The sequence below is a fragment of the Kitasatospora cinereorecta genome (assembly GCF_024172095.1).
Taxonomy (GTDB): domain Bacteria; phylum Actinomycetota; class Actinomycetes; order Streptomycetales; family Streptomycetaceae; genus Kitasatospora; species Kitasatospora cinereorecta.
Genome location: NZ_JAMZDX010000004.1, coordinates 514,318 through 535,517, shown reverse-complemented (window position 1 = coordinate 535,517; position 21,200 = coordinate 514,318). Strand labels below are relative to the sequence as shown.

General features: G+C 73.2%; 16 protein-coding genes. 11 read left to right on the top strand and 5 right to left on the bottom strand.

The window, feature by feature from the left end; all coding sequences use genetic code 11:
• Positions 1–141: 141 nt before the first annotated feature.
• From FHR36_RS22545 to FHR36_RS22535, 3 genes are all read left to right on the top strand, one after another.
• Positions 142–1,818 (top strand): NAD(P)/FAD-dependent oxidoreductase, encoded by a 1,677-nt coding sequence (locus tag FHR36_RS22545; protein WP_253799980.1) that lies wholly within the window; start codon positions 142–144, stop codon positions 1,816–1,818.
• Complete coding sequence (locus tag FHR36_RS22540) at positions 1,815–3,272, top strand: ATP-binding protein (protein ID WP_253799979.1); 1,458 nt, start codon at positions 1,815–1,817, stop codon at positions 3,270–3,272. Before FHR36_RS22545 ends, FHR36_RS22540 begins: the two co-directional genes overlap by 4 nt.
• 213 nt (positions 3,273–3,485) lie before the next feature.
• Complete coding sequence (locus FHR36_RS22535) at positions 3,486–4,277, top strand: DUF3050 domain-containing protein (RefSeq protein WP_253799978.1); 792 nt, start codon at positions 3,486–3,488, stop codon at positions 4,275–4,277.
• 155 nt (positions 4,278–4,432) lie between these two features.
• Here FHR36_RS22535 and FHR36_RS40005 read toward each other — a convergent pair whose 3' ends face one another.
• From FHR36_RS40005 to FHR36_RS22520, 3 genes are read right to left on the bottom strand one after another with little or no spacing between them, the layout of a single operon-like run.
• Positions 4,433–6,799 (bottom strand): FtsX-like permease family protein, encoded by a 2,367-nt coding sequence (locus tag FHR36_RS40005; RefSeq protein ID WP_253799977.1) that lies wholly within the window; start codon positions 6,797–6,799, stop codon positions 4,433–4,435.
• Between the two features lie 4 nt (positions 6,800–6,803).
• Positions 6,804–7,571: an ABC transporter ATP-binding protein gene (locus tag FHR36_RS22525; RefSeq protein WP_253799976.1), complete on the bottom strand. Its 768-nt coding sequence runs from the start codon at positions 7,569–7,571 to the stop codon at positions 6,804–6,806.
• Entirely contained in the window at positions 7,568–8,071 is a 504-nt protein-coding gene (locus tag FHR36_RS22520; protein WP_253799975.1) for a PadR family transcriptional regulator, read from the bottom strand. The genes FHR36_RS22525 and FHR36_RS22520 overlap by 4 nt, the downstream gene beginning before the upstream one ends.
• 134 nt (positions 8,072–8,205) lie before the next feature.
• Between FHR36_RS22520 and FHR36_RS22515 the strand changes: the two genes are divergently transcribed.
• The 5 genes from FHR36_RS22515 to FHR36_RS22495 all read left to right on the top strand — a co-directional run bounded on the left by FHR36_RS22515 (position 8,206) and on the right by FHR36_RS22495 (position 14,983).
• Positions 8,206–9,513, top strand: coding sequence for an ABC transporter substrate-binding protein (locus tag FHR36_RS22515; RefSeq protein ID WP_253799974.1), 1,308 nt, complete (start codon positions 8,206–8,208; stop codon positions 9,511–9,513).
• Positions 9,514–9,686: 173 nt separating this feature from the next.
• Positions 9,687–11,378 carry a glycoside hydrolase family 13 protein gene (locus FHR36_RS22510; RefSeq protein ID WP_253799973.1) on the top strand — a complete coding sequence of 564 codons (1,692 nt, stop codon included), beginning with the start codon at positions 9,687–9,689 and terminating at the stop codon, positions 11,376–11,378.
• A 48-nt stretch (positions 11,379–11,426) separates the two neighbouring features.
• Positions 11,427–12,752: an ABC transporter substrate-binding protein gene (locus tag FHR36_RS22505; protein ID WP_253799972.1), complete on the top strand. Its 1,326-nt coding sequence runs from the start codon at positions 11,427–11,429 to the stop codon at positions 12,750–12,752.
• A 6-nt stretch (positions 12,753–12,758) separates the two neighbouring features.
• Positions 12,759–14,072, top strand: a complete 1,314-nt coding sequence (locus FHR36_RS22500) for a carbohydrate ABC transporter permease (RefSeq protein ID WP_253799971.1) — start codon at positions 12,759–12,761, stop codon at positions 14,070–14,072.
• The gene (locus FHR36_RS22495) at positions 14,069–14,983 is read left to right on the top strand and encodes a carbohydrate ABC transporter permease (RefSeq protein WP_253799970.1); all 915 of its coding nucleotides are present in this window, start codon (positions 14,069–14,071) and stop codon (positions 14,981–14,983) included. Before FHR36_RS22500 ends, FHR36_RS22495 begins: the two co-directional genes overlap by 4 nt.
• A gap of 98 nt (positions 14,984–15,081) precedes the next feature.
• Here the strand turns inward: FHR36_RS22495 and FHR36_RS22490 are convergent, their stop codons facing one another.
• Positions 15,082–15,816: a DUF899 domain-containing protein gene (locus tag FHR36_RS22490; RefSeq protein ID WP_253799969.1), complete on the bottom strand. Its 735-nt coding sequence runs from the start codon at positions 15,814–15,816 to the stop codon at positions 15,082–15,084.
• Between the two features lie 323 nt (positions 15,817–16,139).
• On the opposite strand from FHR36_RS22490, the gene FHR36_RS22485 reads away from it, so the two are divergent.
• The gene (locus FHR36_RS22485) at positions 16,140–16,919 is read left to right on the top strand and encodes an SDR family oxidoreductase (RefSeq protein ID WP_253799968.1); all 780 of its coding nucleotides are present in this window, start codon (positions 16,140–16,142) and stop codon (positions 16,917–16,919) included.
• 47 nt (positions 16,920–16,966) lie between these two features.
• Positions 16,967–19,858, top strand: a complete 2,892-nt coding sequence (locus FHR36_RS22480; RefSeq protein WP_253799967.1) for an ATP-binding protein — start codon at positions 16,967–16,969, stop codon at positions 19,856–19,858.
• Between the two features lie 77 nt (positions 19,859–19,935).
• On the opposite strand, the gene FHR36_RS22475 is transcribed toward FHR36_RS22480, so the two are convergent.
• A complete protein-coding gene (locus FHR36_RS22475) occupies positions 19,936–20,478 on the bottom strand; it encodes a thioredoxin family protein (RefSeq protein ID WP_253799966.1) in 543 nt (180 codons plus the stop codon).
• 237 nt (positions 20,479–20,715) lie between these two features.
• Between FHR36_RS22475 and FHR36_RS22470 the strand changes: the two genes are divergently transcribed.
• Positions 20,716–21,186: a hypothetical protein gene (locus FHR36_RS22470; protein WP_253799965.1), complete on the top strand. Its 471-nt coding sequence runs from the start codon at positions 20,716–20,718 to the stop codon at positions 21,184–21,186.
• Positions 21,187–21,200: the final 14 nt, after the last annotated feature.

The following is a 21,200-nucleotide window of genomic DNA, read 5'->3' as shown; positions in this document are numbered from 1 at the left end:
TGGAGACGGTCGTCGGTCACACCGACCGTGCCCGTTCGCGAACACACGGCGACGACGCGACGGCGGGCCGCTCCGCGTGCAGGCGACCAGACTGGAAAGGTGCTCCCCCTCCGGCCCTGCGACAGTCCTGGGTGGTGAACCATGGCAGAGGCCACCGATGAGGCGCGGACCGTGATTCTGACCGTGGACGACGATCCTGCAGTCTCCCGGGCCGTCGCCCGCGACCTGCGCCGCCGCTACGGGGAGGACTACCGGGTGGTCCGCGCGGAGTCCGGCGCCGCGGCGCTCGAGGCGCTCCGTGTGCTGAAGCTGCGGGGCACGCCGGTCGCGGTGATCCTGGCCGATTACCGGATGCCGCAGATGAACGGCATCGAATTCCTCGAAGCGGCGCTCGATCTGTTCCCGGCGGCCCGACGGATCCTGCTCACCGCCTACGCCGACACCAACGCCGCGATCGACGCCATCAACGTCGTCGATCTCGACCACTACCTGCTCAAGCCGTGGGAGCCGCCCGAGGAGAAGCTCTACCCGGTGGTGGACGACCTGCTGGAGACGTGGCGGGCCGGCGCCGCCCGCGCCGTGGACGTCACCAAGGTCGTCGGCCACCGCTGGTCGGCCCGTTCCTCCCGGATCCGGGAGTTCCTCGCCCGCAACCAGGTGCCGTACCGCTGGTACTCCAGCGAGGAACCGGAGGGCAGACGTCTGCTGGCCGCCGCAGGGCAGGACGGTCTGCGGCTGCCGCTGGTGGTGACGCCGGACGGCACCGCCCTCGTCGAGCCCGCCGAGCGGGACCTGGCCGACCACGTAGGGCTGTCGACCACCCCCGAGGCCGACTTCTACGACCTGGTCGTCGTCGGCGGTGGCCCCGCAGGCCTCGCCGCGGCCGTCTACGGGGCCTCGGAGGGTCTGCGCACCGTCCTCGTGGAACGCGAGGCAACCGGCGGGCAGGCGGGCCAGAGCTCCCGCATCGAGAACTACCTGGGCTTCCCCGACGGCGTGTCCGGCGCGCAGCTCACCGACCGGGCGCGCCGCCAAGCCACGAAGTTCGGCGCGGAACTGCTCACGGCGTGCACGGTCACCGGCCTGGACGTGAAGGGGGCGGCCCGTGTGCTGCGTTTCTCCGACGGCTCCGCCGTCTCGGCGCACACCGTGATCCTCGCGACCGGTGTGTCCTACCGGCAACTGGACGTGCCAGGGGCGGCCGGACTGACCGGGCGCGGGGTCTACTACGGCTCGGCCCTGACCGAGGCGGCCGCCTGCCAGGGGCAGGAGGTGCACATCGTCGGCGGTGCGAACTCCGCCGGCCAGGCCGCGATGTTCCTCTCCCGCACCGCCCGGAAGGTCACCCTGCTGGTGCGGGCGCCGAAGCTGGCCACCTCGATGTCCTACTACCTGCTCCAGCGGGTCCAGGACGCCCCCACCATCACGGTGCTCACGGACACGGTCGTCGAGGCTGCCCACGGCAAGGAACACCTGGAAGGGCTGACCCTGCGCAACCGCGTGACCGGCAGCTCCGAGACCGTCGACGCGCAGTGGATGTACGTCTTCATCGGCGCGGCACCGCTGACCGACTGGCTGGACGGCACGGTGCTGAGGGACCCGCGGGGCTTCGTGCTGACCGGCCCCGACCTGACCACCGACGGGCGCCCCCCTGCCGGCTGGCCGCTGGATCGGCCCCCCTACCACCTCGAGACCAACGTGCCGGGGGTCTTCGCGGCCGGAGACGTGCGCGCGGAGTCCGCCAAGCGGGTCGCCTCCGCGGTCGGCGAAGGCGCCATGGCCGTCATGCTCGCGCACCGGTACCTGGAGCAGTCATGACCACCGCCCGGGAGAAGTGCGACGAGCAGGAGCTGCGGACGCTGTTCCTGTTCGAAAAGCTCACTCCCGACCAGCTCACCCAGCTGTGCCGGGACGGCCACGCCGAATGGTTCGACCCGGGCCCCGTGTACCGGGAGGGCGATCCCGCGACGAGCCTCTTCGTGCTGTTCCGGGGCACCGTGGTCCTCTCGCGCAGCGTCGGTGGCCAGCAGGTGGACGTCAGCCGCACATCCCAGCCCGGCGTGTACGCCGGGGCATTCCAGGCCTACCTCGGCGACCAGGTGCCGCAGGTCTACAACAACTCGCTCCGGGTGACCGAGCGGTCCAGGTTCTTCGTGCTGCCCGCGGAAGCGTTCGCGGAGATCATGCGCAGTTGGTTCCCGATGGCCGTCCACCTGCTGGAGGGTCTGTTCTTCGGATTCAAGAGCACCCAGGAGGCGGTGGGCCAGAGGGAGAGGCTGCTCGCCCTCGGGTCGGTGACAGCCGGGCTCACCCACGAGCTCAACAACCCCGCGGCTGCCGCCGTGCGCGCCACCTCGGCCCTGCGGGAACTCCTCGCCCGGATGCGCCGCGAATTCGCGCGACTCGCGGCCGAGCCGGACCGACGCGGGGATCTGGCACATCTGAGGGAACTGCAGGACATGACGCTCGGCCGGATGGGGCAGGCCTCGGTGCTCAATCCGCTGGAGGCCTCGGACCGCGAGGACGAGATCGGCGGCTGGCTGGAGGAGCACGGCGTCGGCGACGGTTGGGAGTTGGCGCCGGTCCTCGTCGAGGCGGGTCTGGACCTCGACTGGCTGGAGCGGATCGCCGGAGCGATGCCCGAAGACCTGCTCGGAAAGGCACTGAACTGGCTGAGCTGCACGGTCCAGGGCGAACTCCTGATCAACGAGATCGAGGACGCCGCGCACCGCGTCTCCGCACTCGTCGGTGCGGCGAAGCAGTACACACAGCTCGACCGGGCCCCGTACCGGAATGCCGATGTGAACGAGCTGCTGGACAGCACGCTGCTGCTGCTCTCCGCGAAGATCGGCCCGAGCATCACCGTCGTGCGCGACTACGACCGCACCTTGCCCAACATCCCCGGCTACCCCGCCGAGCTGAACCAGGTCTGGACGAACCTGATCGACAATGCCGCCTGGGCCATCCGCAGCACCGGCGCCGGCGGCACCCTCACCGTACGCACCGCACGGGACGGGGACCAGGTGCTGGTCGAAGTCCGCGACACCGGGCCCGGTGTGCCCGCCGACGTACAGAGTCGGGTCTTCGACCCGTTCTTCAGTACCAAACCTGTCGGTGAGGGGACCGGTCTCGGTCTGGACATCTCCTGGCGCATCATCGTCAACCGGCACGGCGGCGATCTGCGACTGGAGTCGGCCCCGGGCGACACCCGCTTCCAGGTCCGCCTCCCGATCGACCCCGCAGCGCCGGACACCCCGCAGGAGCTCTCCTGAGCACCGGGAGCCCGATCGACCCGACCGTGCCATCGCGCAAGCGGGGCCCTCGGCTGGAGAGATGACGAATCGTCACCAGTCGGTCGCGGAAAGAAGTGGAGGCAGAGGTCTCGGATCCGCGGCGCGCCGCGCGTAGCCTGGTGCGCGGTGTCGAACACATGATCACCGCATCTTCGTCACGCAAGCTCCGCGAACCCATGCCATGGAGACCCCATGAGTTCTGACCGTTACCACTGGGACCGCTCGCACCCCGGGCTCACCGCCCTGCGCGAGGCCATCGAGCCGGTGCGCCGAGAGGTGGTCGGCCACCCGATCTACCGGGAGATCAACTCCATCGAGCGGGTCCGGGCCTTCCAGGAGCACCATGTCTTCGCGGTCTGGGACTTCATGTCACTGCTCAAGTGCCTGCAGCGGCAGCTGACCTGCGTGGAGCTGCCGTGGGTGCCGACCGGTCCGACCGCGAGCAGACGACTGATCAACGAGATCGTCCTGGTCGAGGAGAGCGACGAACTCGGCGAGGGCTATATCAGCCACTTCGAGCTCTACGTGGACGGGATGGCCCGGGCCGGCGCGGACACGGCGGTGGTCGAGGCCTTCCTCGGCCTCCTCGGCCGCGGCACCTCGGCGACCGAGGCCGCCAAGGCGGCCGAGGTTCCGTCCGCGGCGGCCGAGTTCGTCGCGGTGACCTGGGACATCATCGAGAACGCGCCGGTGCACTGCCAGGCCGCCGCCTTCGCCTTCGGGCGCGAGGACCTCATCCCGGAGATGTTCGAGCAGGTGGTCCGGATCGAGGACGGCGGCGGCCGGTTGACGGTGTTCAAGGACTACCTGGCCCGGCACATCGAGGTGGACGGCGAGCAGCACACGCCGATGGCGATGCAGATGCTGATCGACCTGTGCGGCGACGACCCGCAGCGCTGGGAGGAGTGCGCCGCGACGGTCCGCGGGGCGCTCGCCGCCCGCGTTGCCCTGTGGGACGGCATCCTGGCCGCCTTCGACGCCTGACCCCTGGACCCGCCGGGCCGCCGGACCTCCGGTGGCCGGCGGGCCGGGCGCGGGTGTCCAGCAGTCCACCGGTGCGGCGAGACCGACGTGGACGGCACGTACGCGCTCGTCGGTGCACCAAGGTCCCCGGCGTCGCCGTCGAGGGCCACGCCGGGCTACCGGCCGGCGCCGTCCGGGCCCCGGGTGGGCGGCGGGACGCGCAGCACCGGGAGCGCGCAGAGTACGGCTGCCACCGTGGCACAGGTCGCGGCCATGGCGAGGAATGTCCAGGCGGACGGGGCTCGGGCGATGCCCGCGCCGATGCCGCCCAGGTGGCCCTGGCGGTCGATGAGCCGGCGGACCAGGGGGATGCCGACGGCCGAGCCGACGGCGACCGCGGCAAGGGCGATGGCCGTCCCGCGGACGGCCAGCACGACGGCGGACTGGCCCGGGGTCAGGCCGATCGCCCTGAGCAGCCCGATGTCGCGGCGACGTTCGTGGAAGCCGGCCGCGGCCATGGTCAGCAGGTCGACCAGGCCGATGAGGGCGAGCAGGAGCAGGAGGCCGACGACACTGGCCCGCAGGGCGCCGGGCCGGGTGACCGGGCCGGTCGGGAGGCGGAGTTCCACCTGGCCGGTGAGACCGGCGCGGGTGGGGAGGTCGCGCTGGACCTCGGCCGGATCGTGGCCGGGGCACAGGGCCAGCTGCCAGAAGTCCGGGCCGGTGGGGTCGCCGGGGCGGTCGAGGGTGTCGAAGCCGGTGGACAGGACGCGGCCGCCGTGTTCGGGTTCGAGGTCGCGTCCGACGATGTGCAGGATGCGGGGGGTGCCGCCGGTGGTGATCCGGACCCACTGGCCGACCCGGGCGCCGAGCAGGTCGAGGGCGCCCTGTCCGGCGACGGCCTCGTCGGTGGCGCGGATCGCCCGGCCCTCGACGACGCTGAACGGGTATGGCGCGTCGGTGGTGCCGACGGCCCGCAGGGTGAGCGTCGCGGACTGGCCGGGCGCCAGGGCCTGGATCTCGGATCCCGGGTAGACACCCCGCACGGCGGGGTCGGCGGCCAGGGCACCGGTGAGCTGTGCGTCCCCGCCCGACGGCGCGGGGGTGGTTCGGCGGGCGGTGACGGACGGCACCGTGACCCCGCCGTCGGGACGGGTGACGGCGTCGAGCGTCGACCAGGTGCTCAGGGCCAGGGTGGCGGCGACGACCGGGACGGTCAGCCGGACGGCGCTCCCGGCGAGGCCCGAGCGTCGGCGCAGCACCCCGCCGAGCCCGAGCACGAGGGTGGGCGGCAGCCGTCGGACCAGGCCGAGCCGGACCGGCCGGGCCGCCATGGCGGGCGGCCGGGTGCCGTCGGTCGGGGGGACGGGGGCGACCCGGGCGGCTCGCAGGGCGGGTAGGGCGGCTGCGGCCCCGATCGCCACGAGCGCGGCGGCCATGACGGCGCCGGTGGCCGCGGTTCCGCCGGGGACGAGCTGATGGAGGGCGTCGGTGCCGCCGCCCGGGGCCGGGACGGCGCGGGCGGCGATCGCGGCGCCGCCGGCGCCGAGCAGGACTCCGGTGACGGCCAGCAGGAGCTGTTCGGTGATGAACATCCAGGCGACCTGGGCGGCGGTGAAGCCGATGGCCTTGAGGAGGGCGATGTCGCCCGTCCTGGCCTTGATCCGGGCGCCGGCCGTGCCGGCCACCGCGAGGGCGGCGGCGAGCAGGGCGGCCAGGCCGCTGAGGCCGAGGAGCAGCCCGGCGAGCCGGTTGTCCTGCTGCCGGGCGGCCCGTGCGTCCAGCCAGGTCGTGATCCGGGAGACCCGCTCGGGCCCGAGGACGCTGACCACGCGCTGGGCCGTGTACGCGGCGTCGGAGGGGTGGGCCAGGTGCAGGCCGAGGGTGAGGCCGCGTGCGGCCGGGTCGGGCTGGACGAGGTCGAGGGTGGCGGGGAGGGTCCAGCCGAGGTCGTAGCCCGCGGCCTGGCTGGGCAGCTGGTCGGGACTGTCGGCGATGCCGAGGACCCGGAGTTCGACGGGGGCGCCGTGGCTGTCGAGCACGGTCAGGCGGTCGCCGGGGTGGGCCCAGACGGCGTCGGCCGCGGACTGCTCGAGGACGATGCCGTGGACGTCGGCGGGGTCGAGCCAGGCGCCGGAGCGGAGCAGCGGGCGGGCCGCGCCCGGGGTGTCGGCGCGCAGCACGAGCGTGGTGCGGTCGGTGCCCCCCGCGGTGGGCGCTCCGTCGGGGCGCCGGCCGACCAGGGTGGTCTCGGCCGTGTGCTGGGGCGGTGAGACCGCGACCACTCCGGGTTCGCGGGCGAGCAGTTCGGCCGACGGTTCGTCGCTGCCGCCCGCGGCCGCCGCGGACGGGCGCAGGTCGATCCGGACGTCGGGCGACCCGGCGGCGCGGAACTCCCGCTGCCACGGGTCGGCGGCGGCGCCGAGCAGGCTGCCGGCCAGCAGGAGGGCGGCGGCGGTGCCGCCGGTGGCGAGGACGATCAGCAGGGCGTGGAGGCGGTGCGAGCGCAGGTCGGCCCGGATCCAGCGGAGGAGGGCGCGCACCGGGTCACCCGCCGAAGTCGATGACGTCGCGGATCCCGGTGGCGCTGCGCCAGGCGGCCGGGGGTTCCTCCACCCGGGCGTCGTCGGCGATCCGGCCGTCGAAGAGGCTGACGACCCGGTCGGCGGTGCTGGCCGCCCGGGCGTCGTGGGTGACCAGCACGATGGTGGTGCCCTGCTCGTGGTAGCGGCTGAGCAGCGCGAGGACGTCGCGGGTGCTGCGGCTGTCGAGGTTTCCGGTCGGCTCGTCGGCGAGGAGCAGCTCGGGCCGGTTCACCAGCGCGCGGGCCAGGGCGACCCGCTGGCGCTCGCCGCCGGACAGCTCCCCGGGCCCGGCGGTGGCCTTGTGCGCGAGGCCGAGGTCCGCCAGGAGTTCCTGGCGGCGTTCGCGGGCCGTCCGGGTGGACATCCCGGCGAGCACCGCCGTCAGTTCGATGTTGTCGGCGACGGAGAAGTCGGAGAGCAGGTTGCCGCTCTGGAAGACGATGCCGTAGCGGCGGCGGCGCAGGCGGGCCCAGGCGGCCTCCCGGAGTCGGTCGACCCGGCGGCCGTCGAGCCTCAACTCGCCCTCGTCGGGCCGCAGCAGTCCGCCGAGGAGGTGCAGCAGAGTGGTCTTGCCGGCGCCGGAGGGGCCGGTGACGGCGACGAACTCACCCCGGTCGATCCGCAGACTGACACCACGGACCGCGGGTATCAGGGTCGATCCGCTCAGGTGCGAACGCACCAGGTCGTCAGCGGCCAGCAGCGGTGGCGGCGTCGGCTCCGAGCCGGTCAAATGAGCTCCTCCTGGCAACGCTCCAGCCAGTCGAGGTCGGCCTGCAGGTGCAGGACGGCTCCCTCGATCAGCAGCAGCGAGGTCCGGTTGCCGCGCTCGGTGGCGGCCAGTTTGTTGAGTCCCCGCATCATGTTGATGCAGTGCCGGCGCTGGTTGTTGATCAGCGTCAGCCGGTCGGCGAGGTCGGTGTCCTCGGCCAGGATGAGCTTCATGAAGAACTCGTCCCTGACCCGCGGCCCTTCGGTGGGCGCCTCGAACCAGCCGGCGAGCTCCTCGGTGCCCTTCTCCGTGATCTCGTAGACCTTCTTGTCCGGCTTGCCCTCCTGGGTCACCTCGGTGCCGCGGATCAGACCGGACTTCTCCAGTCGGCTCAGGGTCACGTAGATCTGGCCGATGTTCGGCTGAGGGTACGCCGCGCCGAAGGTCTGCTCAAGCCCCTGCTTGAGCTGGTACCCGTAGGCGGGCTGCCGGGCCAGCAGCGCCAGCAGCTGATGGCGCACCGGGCGTCACCTCTTCCTCTTCGCTGATTACACCTCGGTCACACAGTACGGGCAGGTGGGCACCGACCAGCAGGGAGACCGTATAAAGGGACGTGCGTCGGCGCCCACCCGCTCCGGCGGACCGAAGGAGCCCCATGGAAGACCGGCCGCCCCCCGGGCACGACCCGGGCCGCCGGCGCGTGACGCGCGCGCTGGTGGGTGGGGCGGCGGTGCTCGCGGCCGGGGGAGCGTCCACCTGGTACGGCCTGGCCGGGCGCTCGCACGCCTCCGGCGACCCGGACGGCGTCGGGCCGGTCACGCTGGCCACCGGCCGGGACACCACGCGCTACCTGCGCGGGCTGCTGGCCGACTGGAACGCCGAGCACCCGGACCAGCCGGCCGAGCTGGTCGAGCTCCCCGAGGCCGCGGACGAGGTGCACGCGCAGCTGGCCGGGGAGCTGTCGACCGGCGGCAGCCGGTTCGACGTGCTCAACCTCGACGTGGTGTGGACGGCCGAGTTCGCGGCCAAGCGGTGGACCGTGCCACTGGACGAGTCGGGCTTCGCGCTGGGCAGCTTCCTGCCGCCGGTCGTGCGGACCGGCCGCTACGGCGGGCGGCTGTACGTGGTGCCGTTCGTGGCCAACGCGGCTCTGCTGTACTACCGCAGTGACGTGCTGGAGGCGGCCGGCGAGCAGCCGCCCACCACGTGGGCCGAGCTGGCGCGGCAGGCACGGACGCTGGCGCCCGCGCACGGCCTGTCCGGGTACGCCGGGCAGCTCAGCCCGTACGAGGGCCTCGCCGTCAATGCACTGGAGGCGATCCGCTCGGCGGGCGGGGACCTGCTGGCCGGCGACGGATCGGTGGTCGTGGACAGCCCGCAGGCCCGGGCCGGGCTGGAGTTCCTGGCCGGCGGCGTGCGCGAGGGCTGGATCCCGCCCGAGGTGCTCGGCTACCAGGAGGAGGAGTCCCGCGCGGCGTTCGGCCGGGGCGGCCTGCTCTTCCTGCGGAACTGGCCGTACGTCTACCACGCGGTCGGCGAGGCCGGTTCGCCGGTGGCGGGACGCTTCGGTGTGGTGCCGCTGCCCGGGCCGCACGGGCCCGGCAGCGGCGTCCTGGGCGGCTCGGGGCTGGCGGTCAGCCGGTTCTCCCTGCGGCAGCGCACCGCGCGGGCGCTGATCGGCTACCTGACGAGCCGTCGGGCGCAGTACCGCGTGCTGGCCGACGGCGGGCTGCCGCCGGTCTGGGCGGACCTCTACGAGGACCCGGAGCTGACGGCCCGGTTCCCGTACCTCCCCGTGCTGCGCACGGCGATCCTGGCGGCCGGGGCGAGGCCCGGCGTTCCGCAGTACCAGCAGTTGAGCCTCGCGTTCAGCGAGGCGGCGTTCGAGGTCGTGTCGGGGCGCCGGACCGCTGAGGCGGCGCTGCCGCGGCTGGCTGCCGACCTGCGCGCCCTCGTCGGCTGAGCCGACGCCGAGCCGGGGTTCGCCGCCCTTACCGGCGAGTACCTAACATGTATCTATGCCCGTTCGGGCACCTTAGCGCGTAGCGCCTGGAAAACTCCCTGGAACAAGGGCTTAACAGCGGTCGTGTCTGCCTGCTATACCTAACGCGAATGCATAACCGTTGGAGTAGCCAGATGCCCACCCCCACCCTTCCCGACGGCGACGTGGTCACCCTTCCGCGCGCCCGGTCACACAGCCCCCTCGCCCGCGCCTGGTGGCGCGACGCCGTGATCTACCAGGTCTACGTGCGCAGCTTCCGCGACACCGACGGCGACGGTGTCGGCGACCTCGCCGGTGTCCGGGAACAGCTGCACCACGTACGGCAGTTGGGCGCCGACGGCGTCTGGCTCAACCCGTTCTACGTGTCGCCCCAGCACGACCACGGCTACGACATCGCCGACCACTGCGCCGTCGACCCCGTCTACGGCGACCTCGCCGAGTTCGACCGCCTGGTGACGGACTGCCGGCTGCTCGGCCTCAAGCTGGTCCTGGACGTCGTCCCCAACCACTGCTCCAGCGAGCATCCGTGGTTCCGGAAGGCCCTGGCCAACGGCCCCGGCAGCCCGGAGCGGGCGCGGTTCCACTTCGCCGACGGACGTGGCGAGGCCGGCGAACTCCCGCCCAACAACTGGCGGGCCATGTTCGGTGGCCCGGCCTGGAGCCGCGTCACCGAGGCCGACGGCCGGCCCGGCCAGTGGTACCTGCACCTGTTCACCCCGGAGCAGCCGGACTTCAACTGGCGCAATCCCGACGTCGCCGCCCACTTCGAGGAGGTGCTGCGGTTCTGGCTGGACCGCGGCGTGGACGGCTTCCGGATCGACGTCGCGGCCGGGCTGTTCAAGCACCCCGAGCTGCCGGACTCGGCCGATCCGGACGTCGACGAGCGCACCCGTGACTCGGTCAACCCGCTGGCCTGGAACCAGCCCGAGGTGCACGGGATCTGGCGCCGGTGGCGCGCGATCTGCGAGGAGTACACCGCCCGTGACGGCCACCAGCGGCTGCTGGTCGGCGAGGCCTCCGTGCCCACACCGGCGGAGCAGGCGCTGTACGTGCGCCCAGACGAGCTCCACCAGGCCTTCTTCTTTCATCTGCTGCACGCGCCGTGGGACCTCGCGCACTTCCACCGGGTCATCGACGACGCGGTGCGGGACATCGCCGCCACCGGGTCGACGGTCACCTGGGTGCTCAACAACCACGACCAGGTCCGTACGGTGAGCCGGTTCGCGGGGGAGGACCCCGCCTCCGGCCCCGCCCGGGCCGCGGCCGCCGCCCTGCTGATGCTGGCCCTGCCCGGAGCCGCCTACATCTACCAGGGGGAGGAGCTCGGGCTGCCCGAAGTCCTCGACCTGCCGGACGGGTTGATCACCGACCCGATCTTCAGGCGCACCGGGAGCCGCACCGGCATTCGCGACGGCTGCCGGATACCGCTGCCCTGGTCGGGCACCGAGGCCCCGTACGGATTCAGCCCGCACGGCAGCCCGACGGCCCCCTGGCTGCCGCAGCCGGCCTCCTTCGCCGCCCACACCGCCGAGCGGCAGCGCTCCGACGCCGGATCCGTGTACCACCTGTACCGCACCGCCCTGCAGCTGCGTCGTGAACTCCCGCAGCTCGGCGAGGGCACGCTGCGATGGCTGGAGACTCCGCCCGGGGTCCTCGCCTTCGTCCGCGGCGAGGGCCTGGTGTGCGCCGTCAACTTCGGCGACACCCCCGCGCCGGCGCCGGTCGCCGGTCCGCCCCTGCTCTCCAGCGGCCCGTGCGGTGAGGGCGTCCTGCCGCCCGCCACGGCCGCCTGGTGGATCGGACCCACCGCCGCCGAGCGCATCTGACGACCAACCACCCTGCCCCCCACCCACCTCACGAAGGAAGACCCGACGATGAGACTCCGCCGCACCCTCCCTGCCCTGGCCGCCGCCGTCGTCCTGGGCACCACCGCAACCGCCTGCGCAAGCAGCGGCAGCAGCGCGGACGCGTCCGCCACCCAGGAACTGAAGGGACAGAACCTGACCGTCGCCGCCGTGTGGAGCGGCACCGAGCAGGAGAACTTCAAGAAGGTGCTGGAGGCCTTCACCGAGAAGACCGGCGCCACCGTCAGCTACACCTCCACCGGCGACAACCTCTCCACCGTGGTCGGCAGCAAGATCGAGGGCGGCGACCCGATGGACGTGGTCATGGTCGCCCAGCCCGGCGTGATCAAGCAGTTCGCCGACAAGGGCTGGCTGGCGCCGCTCTCCCCGGCCGTCACCGACGCCGCGAAGAAGAACTACGCCGGCGTCTGGTCGAGCCTCGGCACCGTCGGCGGCACCCAGTACGGCCTCTACTTCAAGGCCGCCGACAAGTCGACCGTCTGGTACAACCCCACCGCCTTCCAGAACGCCGGTGTCCAGCCCCCGACGACCTTCGACGACCTGCTCAGGACCGGCCGGACGCTCTCCGACTCCGGCACCCCGGCCTTCGCGGTCGGCGGCCAGGCCGGCTGGACCCTGACCGACTGGTTCGAGAACGTCTACCTCTCCCAGGCCGGGCCCGAGCTCTACGACAAGCTCACCCGGCACGAGATCCCGTGGACCGATCCGTCCGTGATCAAGGCCCTCACCACTCTCGGCAAGGTCTTCGGCGACCAGCAGCTCGTCGCGGGCGGCGGACAGGGCGCGCTGCAGACCGACTTCCCCACCTCCGTCCAGCAGGTCTTCGGTGCGCAGCCCAAGGCCGCCATGACCTACGAGGGTGACTTCGTGGGCGGCGTCATCGCCGCCGAGCTGAAGAAGCAGATCGGCACCGACGCCAAGGTCTTCCCCTTCCCCGCCGTGGACGGGGGCAAGGCCCCGGTGATGGGTGCGGGCGACGCCGCGGTCGTCCTCAAGGGCGCCAAGCACGCCGAGGCCGCGCAGAAGTTCGTCGAGTTCCTGGCCGGCCCCGAGGCCGCTGCTGTCTGGGCCAAGGCCGGCGGGTTCATCTCGCCGAACAGGGCGGTCGACCTCTCCGTCTACCCGGACGACACCACCCGGCAGTTCGCCAAGTCCGTGATCGACGCCGGCGACACGTTCCGCTTCGACATGTCGGACCAGGCGCCCGCCGCGTTCGGCGGCACCGCGGGCCAGGGTGAGTGGAAGGACCTCCAGGACTTCATCGCCGACCCCTCCGACGTCCGGGGCGCCGCGGCGAAGCTCGAAGCGGACGCGGCCAAGGCCTACAAGGGCTGATCCGCCATGTCTCTGCGCTCACCCCGCAGGGGCCAGGCCTCCGGTGGCGCGCTCCGGCGCCACCGGGGCCTCGCCCTGCTCCTGGTCCTGCCCGCCCTGCTGCTGCTCGGCGCCCTCGTCGTCTACCCCATCGGCTACTCGGTGGCGCGAAGCCTCTTCGACGCCTCCGGCCACCGCTTCGTCGGGCTCGACAACTACGGCGCCGCCTTCACCGACCACGCCACCCTCACCGCCGCGCGCAACAACGCGATCTGGGTCGCCGTCGCCCCGGCGCTGGTGACCGCGGTCGGCCTGGTGTTCGCGGTGCTCACCGAAAAGGTCCGCTGGGCCACCGCGTTCAAGCTGCTCGTCTTCATGCCGATGGCGATCTCCTTCCTCGCCGCCGGCATCATCTTCCGCACGGTGTACGACGCGGACCCGCACCGCGGCGTGCTCAACGCCGCCGCGGTCGCGGTCCACGACACCTTCGACGACCAGCCGTCCTACCCGGGTGCCCGGCCGCGCCCCGGCGTCGGCCTCGACCGGGTCGGGAGCGGCGACGTCACGGCGCCGGCTGCCACGCACGTCGTGCTGCTGCCGCTGGTCGGCGTGCAGCCCGACACGCTCCCGGCCGGCGCCCGGACGGCCCGCCGGCCGGACGCCGGTGACGGGGTCAGCGGCACGGTGTTCCTGGACTTCGTCCCGGGCGGTGGCGGCCACCCCGGACAACTGGGCCCCGGAAAGCAGGGCTTGCCCGGCATCGAGGTCCAACTCCGGGACGGTGGAAGGACGATCGCCACCACGACCACGGCCGACGACGGCACCTTCCGGTTCGCGGCGGCCCCGTCCGCCACGACCACGCTGGTCCTGCCGGCAGCCGACTTCGCCGCTCCCTACCGCGGAGTCGACTGGCTCGGGCCCGCCCTCGTCACCCCTGCCATCATCGGTGCCTACATCTGGATCTGGGCCGGCTTCGCGATGGTCATCATCGCCGGCGGCCTGGCCAACCTGCCCCGCGAGACCATCGAGGCGGCCCGGATCGACGGCGCCGGCGAGTGGCAGATCTTCCGCCGCATCACCGTTCCCCAACTCGCCCCGGTCCTCGGCGTCGTGTTCATCACCATGGTCATCAACGTGATGAAGATCTTCGACCTCGTCTACATCATCGCGCCCGGGCCGGTGCAGCAGGACGCCGGCGTGCTGGCCCTCCGGCTCTACCTGGTCTCCTTCGGCGGCGGCAACGACCAGGGCCTCGGCAGCGCACTCAGCGTCCTGCTCCTGCTCCTGGTCGTCCCGGTGATGCTCCTCAACGTCCGACGCTTCCGAGGGAGCCGCGCATGACCACCACCCAGGCGGCCCCGGCCGCCACCGCCTCCGCCCCCGCGCCCACCGGTCGGCCCGCCGTACGGCTCACCACCCGACTGGTCTCCCTGACGAGCAGCGGCCTCGTGCAGGTCGTGCTGATCGTCGCGGCCGTGGCCTGGCTGGTGCCCACGGTCGGCCTGCTGGTCTCCTCGCTGCGGCCCAAGCAGCTCGGCGCGACCGGCGGCTGGTGGACGGCGCTGACCCGGCCCGCCCAGCTCACCCTGCAGAACTACACCGCGCTGCTCGGCGGCGGGGACGTACCCAAGGCGCTGTGGAACACCGTGCTCATCAGCGTCCCGGCGACGCTGCTGACGGTCGCCCTCGCGGCGGGGGCCGGGTACGCCTTCGCCTGGCTGCGCTTCCCCGGCCGGGACGGCATCTTCCTCGGCGTGGTCGGGCTGCTGGTCGTACCGGTCCAGGTCGGCCTCATCCCGGTCGCCAGACTGGAGGGCGCCGTCGGGCTGTTCGGCACCATCCCCGGCGTGGTGCTGTTCCACGTCGGCTACGGACTCCCGTTCGCGGTGTTCCTGATGCGCAACCACTTCCTGGAGATCCCCGCGGAGATTCTGGAAGCGGCACGGATGGACGGCTGCGGGGAGTGGCGGATCTTCCGCACCCTCGCCCTGCCGCTCGCAGCCCCGGCCGTCGCCTCGCTGTGCATCTTCCAATTCCTGTGGGTCTGGAACGACATGCTGGTCGCGCTGATCTTCGCCGGCAACGACTCGCAGCCGCTGACCGTCTACCTGCAGTCCCAGATGCGGCAGTTCGGCAGCAACATGGACATCCTCGCGCCCGGTGCGTTCCTGTCGCTCCTGGTCCCTGTCGTGGTCTTCCTCTGCTTCCAGCGGTTCTTCGTCCAGGGAGCGATGGCCGGATCCGTGAAATGACGACCGCCGGGGCGGCGCAGCCCGTAGGTGCGACGATCGTGTGATCACCCGGCGGCATGCGGGGGACGGGCCGTCCGATCCCCGGCATGCCGCCGGTGTCAGGTCGTCCCGTACTCGTCGTGGCGGCGCAGCCAGTGGGTCTCCTCGCCGTCCTCGTGCCGGCCGAGCGGTGTCCGATCGAGGAGGCCGTAGTAGGCCATGGCAGGTTCGAGGCCGCGCGCGGTGGTGACGTACGTCCGGTGGACGGTGCCGTTCGAGAGCGCGTAGGCGCTCAGTCCGGGCCCCTCGGTGACGTACCCGAGCACGTCGGTGCCGCAGGCCTCGGCCATCTGACGCACGGTCGGCGGGATGTCACCGTCGAGGAACGGCCCCAGCTCCTCCGCGGTGTACTGGAAGCCGAGGTCGCGGTGGAAGTCGCTGCCGGCGGCGGAGACCCAGTCGAAGCGCCAGCCCATCCGCTCCCGGTAGGCGAGGAGCTTGTCGATCGGCGCCCGAGAGGAGCAGATCAGCGTGACGTCACGGGCCTTCAGGTGGACCGCGTTGGGGCTGAGGGTGTCCGCGATCGAGGAGCAGACCGGGCACCCGGCCTCGTACGGCGGGCCGAACATGAAGTGGTAGACCAGCAGCTGCGAGCGCCCGTCGAAGAGGTCCGCGAGCGACTTGGTCCCGCCCCCGGTCTCGAAGCGGTAGTCCTTGTCGACCGGCACCCACGGAAGCTCCCGCCGCTTGCGCGCGAGCTCGTCGCTTCGTCGGGTGAGCTTCTTCTCCTCCGCAAGCAGCTCCTTCCGGGCCGCCTCGAATTCCTCCTGCGTGCCGATGCTGTGCTCGGGCATGGCCTCTCCCTCCTGTCCTGGGAGCAGGACACCGCACCGCGGCGTGCGGTCACCCGCAGTGGCAGCCGGCCGTGCCTGCCACCGGGCACCCGTCCGGCCATACCTCCACCGTACGCGTGCGGTGGCGGGCCTTCGAGGCCAAGCCGAACGGCCTGATCGGCGTCGTAGCGTCGAGGAGCCGCGGACCGGGCCGGTCGGCGGCCGGGACCGGCGGTCCTCGGTGGGCGGTGAGCCGGCGGTGAGGGCGCGGTGAGCGGTGGTCGGCAGTCTCCGGTCATCGCCGGAACCGCCGAGGGGCCGGCCACGACAGAGGGAGCACGATCATGGGCGAGCTGACCGGCAAGGCGGCGCTGGTGACCGGCGGATCGCGGGGGATCGGCCGGGCGGTCGCGCTGCGGCTGGCCGCGGAAGGTGCCCTGGTCGCCGTACACTACGGCGGCAACGACGACGCCGCCAAGGAGACCGTGGCGCGGATCGAGGCCGCGGGTGGCCGGGCGTTCGCCGTCCGGGCCCGCTTCGGCGAGAGCGGCGCGCTGGACCGGCTGTTCGAGGGGTTGACCGCGGGGCTGGCCGCACACGGGGTGGACGGCCTGGACGTCCTGGTCAACAACGCGGGCATCATCTCCGGCAGTTCGATCGGGCAGGTCACCGAGGAGGAGTTCGCCGCACTGCTGGCGGTCAACGTCAGCACGCCGTTCTTCGTCATCAAGCGGGCGCTGCCGCTGCTCAACGACGGTGGCCGCATCATCAACATGGGCTCGACGGCCAGCCGGTTCGCGGTCTCCACCCAGATCGCGTACACGGTCAGCAAGGCGGCGCTGGAGGCGATGGCGCCGTCGCTGGCCAACGAGCTCGGCCGGCGGGGGATCACGGTGAACACGGTGGCCCCCGGGGCGGTGCGGACCGACATGACGGCGGGTCACACCGCGATTCCGGAGGTGGTCGCGGGGCTCGAGTCCATCACCGCGCTGGGCCGGCTCGGCGAGCCGGAGGACGTCGCCGACGTCGTCGGCTTCCTGGCCGGCCCGCAGGGGCGATGGGTGACCGGCCAGACGGTCGACGTGTCGGGCGGCACCTACCTCGGCCCCATCGTGCCGGCGTGATCAACTCCGAGGCACATCCGATGAGCATCTGAGGGACAATCACCTCCATGCGGTTCGGAATCCTCGGAGAGACCAAGGCGTGGCGCGACGACGGGGCCGAGGTGCCGCTCGGAGGGCCGGCCCGCCGGGCACTGCTGGCCCTGCTGCTGGTCCGCCCCGGTGAGGTGGTCTCCGTCGACCGGCTGGCGGAGGAGGTCGACCCGGGCACGGAGCTGTCGGCGCACGCGGTGCAGTCCCAGGTGTCCCGGCTGCGGACGGTCCTGGGACCGGCGGCGGCGATCGAGCGGGCCGGGGCGGGCTACCGGATCGTGGTCGGGCCGGACGCCGTGGACGCCCGCCGGTTCGAGCGGCTGACCGGCGAGGGGCGCGCCGCACTGCGGGACGGCGATGCGGAAGAGGCGGTCGCGCTGCTGTCCGAGGCGCTGGAGTTGTGGCGGGGGCCCGCGCTGGCCGAGGTCGCCGAACGCGAGACGGCCCGGGCGGCGGCCGTACGGCTGGAGGAGCTGCGGCTCGCAGCGCTGGAGGACCGGTTCGAGGGAGCGCTCCGCCTCGGCGAGCACCGCGCGGCCGTCCCGGAACTGCGGGAACTCGTCGGCCGCCACCCGCTCCGGGAACACCTGGCGGCGCTACTGATGCGCGCGCTGTTCGCCGAGGGCGGTCAGGCCGAGGCGCTGGTGGTCTTCGAGGAGACCAGGCGCCACCTGGCCGAGGAGATCGGCGCCGATCCCTCGGCCGAACTGTCCGCTCTTCACCGGGAGTTGCTGAGCGCCGACCGGGCGCCGGCGCCGGCTGCTCCGCCGGCGCAACTGACCTCCTTCGTGGGCCGCGCCGAGGAGGTGGAGGAGACCGCGGAGCTGCTGCGCGCGGCCCGCCTGGTCACCCTGGTCGGCCCCGGCGGCGTCGGGAAGACCCGGCTGGCCGTCGAGCTCGCCGATGGCGTCGCCGACGAGGTGTGCTTCGTCGAACTGGCCCCGCTGCGCGACGGCGCCGCACTGCCGCAGCTACTGCTGGACGCGCTCGGCCTGCGGGGGAGCGGGCTCCACCTGGACGGTGCGCGGGCACCGCTCGACCGCCTGATCACGGCGCTGTCGGACCGGTTGCTGCTGCTCGTCCTGGACAACTGCGAGCACCTGGTCGAGGAGGCCGCCGCGCTGGTGGCGCGGCTGCTGGCGGCCTGCCCGCGGCTGCGCGTCCTGGCCACCAGCCGCGAGCCGCTCGGTCTCATCGGCGAGAGCCTGCAGCAGGTCGGGCCGCTCGACGAGGACGCGGCGGTACGGCTGTTCACCGAGCGGGCCGCCGCCGTGCGGCGCGGCTTCGCCGCCGATCCCGCCCTCCTGCGGAGGATCTGCACGGCGCTGGACGGCCTGCCGCTCGCCATCGAACTGACCGCGGCCCGGCTGCGCACGCTGGAGGTCGCCGACCTCGCCGAGCGGCTGGACGACGTGCTCGGGATCGCCGCGCGCGGCGCCCGTACGGCCGACCAGCGCCACCGGACCCTGCGCTCGGTGGTCGCCTGGGGCTGGGACCTGCTCTCCGAACCCGAACGGCGGGCCGCCCAGCGGTTCGCGGTCTTCGCCGGCGATGCGTCGGCCGAGGCGGCGACGCAGGTGTGCGACGCCGACGACGACACGCTGGAATCGCTGGCGGACAAGTCCTTCCTTCAGGCCGGCCGCGGTCGGTACCGGATGCTGGAGACGATCCGGACCTTCGCCGCCGAACAGCTGGCGGCGGCGGGCGAGCAGGACGAGGCCGGCCGCGCCCACGCCCGGTACGTCCGGCAGCTCGTCCGCAGCGCCGACCCACACCTGCGCGCGGCCGAGCAGCTGACCTGGCTGCCGGTCGTCTCCGCCGTGCACGACGACCTCCTGGCGGCGGTACGTCGGGCCGTCGCGGCGCAGGAGGTGGAGACGGCCCTGGAGTTGCTCTCCTCGGCCTCGGCCTACCTGTGGATCCGGGGCGCCTCGGCGTCAGTGGCGGCCCACGCCTGCGCGCTGCTGCGGACGATCGGTGACCGGCCCCCACCCGGGCACGGTGAGGAGTACGCCGTGTGCGTGCTGCTCGCGGCGTCCGGCAGCGCCGGGCGGCCGCTCTGGCAGCAGCACCGTGCCGCGGCCGAACAGGCGCTGGCCGATGCCTGGCCGGGTGACCGGGCGGGCCGGTACCCGGTCGCGCTGCTGGTGTGGATGTTGCGCAGCGCCGGCCAGGCCGAGGCCCGGGACCGGCAGAGCGCGTTCGAGCTGGTCTCGGCCCAGCGCGACTGCCCCGAGCCGTGGGCCCGGGCGGTCGCCGGGTACGTGTCGGGATTCGGCTTCCTCGGTGCCGGCGACACCCCGGGAGCCGAGCGCGCCTTCGCCCTGGCCGCCGACGCGTTCGGCGAACTCGGCGACCGCTGGGGAGCCGCACTGGCCCTGGACCTGCTCGCCGGAGTGGCGGCCGGCCGAGGCGACCGGGCGGAGGCGGTCGCGCTGACCGACCGGGCCCTCGCCCTGGCCGAAGAGCTCGGAGCCCTGGAGGACGCCGCCGACCTCCTGGTCAACCGGGGTGACCAGTTCGCCGCCGACAACCCCGCGGCGGCCGGTGCCGACTACGCGCGAGCGGCCGAGCTGGCCGTCGGCGCCGGCAGCCCCGACGGTCTCGCGGCCGCCCTGCGCGGGCAGGCCGACCTCGCGTTGGCGGAAGGCGACCTGGGCGCGGCGCAACGGCTGTACTCCGAGGCGCTGGACCGGATCGACCCGCACTGGATCAAGGCCCTCGGCAACCGGGTGCGCACGCTCGCCGGACTCGCCCGCGTCGCCGAACTGCGAGGAGACCACCTCACCGCCCGGACCCGCTACCGGGCGGCCGCCGACACCGCGACCGAGGTGGGCCACGACGCCCCGGCCGTGCTGCGCCTGCTCGGCGTTCCCGAGACCGTCGTCGAGGCAGTGCGCCGGCGGTGAACCCGCGATGAGCACCTCCCAGCAGGCTCACCACCGGGATGTGGAGCGGCCGACCACCGACACCGACAGAGTGTCCGTCACGCCCACTTGATCGAGCACCCCATGCTCGGCCGGTGCGGTTCCGGGACGGGCCGGCCGGCCAGGACCAGGCCGATGGCCTGCCGCAGCAGGCTGCCGGTGACCGGCTTCCCGTTGCCGGGAGTCGAGTCGTCCATCGCGCCCCGGTAGGCCAGCGCGCGCCGGGCGTCGTAGAGGAAGAAGTCCGGTGTGCAAGCAGCCCCGTACGCCCGGCCGACGGACTGGTCGAGGTCGACGAGATACGGGAAGACCCACCCCGTGCGGGTGACCTGGGCGCGCAGCCCGGCGGTGTCGTCGGCGGGCGCGACGGCCGGGCTGTTGCTGCAGATCCCGACGACCGCGAGGTCCGGGAACTCGCCGACCAGCTCGCCGAAGACCTGCTCGACGTGCCGTACGTACGGGCAGTGGTTGCACAGGAAGGCCACCAGCAGGGCCGGTGCGGCGGCGAAGTCGTCCCGGGCCACGACCCGGCCGTCGATCGCGGGCAGCGAGAAGTCCGGCGCCGGTGTCCCGAGCGGGACCAGGGCGGAGGTGGCGGCCATCCGGTTCAACTCCTCCGGTCGACTGCGGCGGCAGTGCGTACACCACCATGGTCGTCCGACCGGGGCGGCGGTTGCCAATCCACCGACGCCGATCACCGTGCCGTGGGCGGAGCGGCCGGTTCGCGGGCCGCGCGGGACGGCGTGACGCTGGTGGTACGAGTGCCGTTCGGACCCGGCGGGCCGGCGCATGGGAAGATCGCTTCCCGACACCGTCCGATTCGTCATCGAGGAGCAGCTGTGACCGAGCAGTCCGGCCCGCAGCAGCGCATCGCCGATGCCATCCGACCGGCGATGCTCAACGGCCTCCAGGACGCCCAACTGATCGGCGCGGCGGGCGCCGAGCGCATCAACCAGTGGGTCGACTGGATCGCGGCGGTCGTCGCCGGCCACGTCGTCCAGCCGATCGCCGCCGAACGCGACGCCTTCGCGGACCGGGTGGACACCCTCACGGACGTCGCCAGGCGCCACCGCGAGGGATACCGGGACGCGACCCGGGACGTGCAGCTCCTGGAGACGCGGGTGGCCGACCTGGAAGCGGAGGTGGCGCAGTTGCGTGGAACCGGTGTGGCGCACGCCGATCCGGGGGCGGAAGCGGACGAGCCGGCGCAGTCGCTCCGGGACCGGCTCCGCGCCAGGCACCCCACCATCGCCGAGGCTCTGGACCGCCGGGACGCCGAGGCGGGGCCGGACCGCAACGCGGCGGACTGACGGCCCGTCGCACG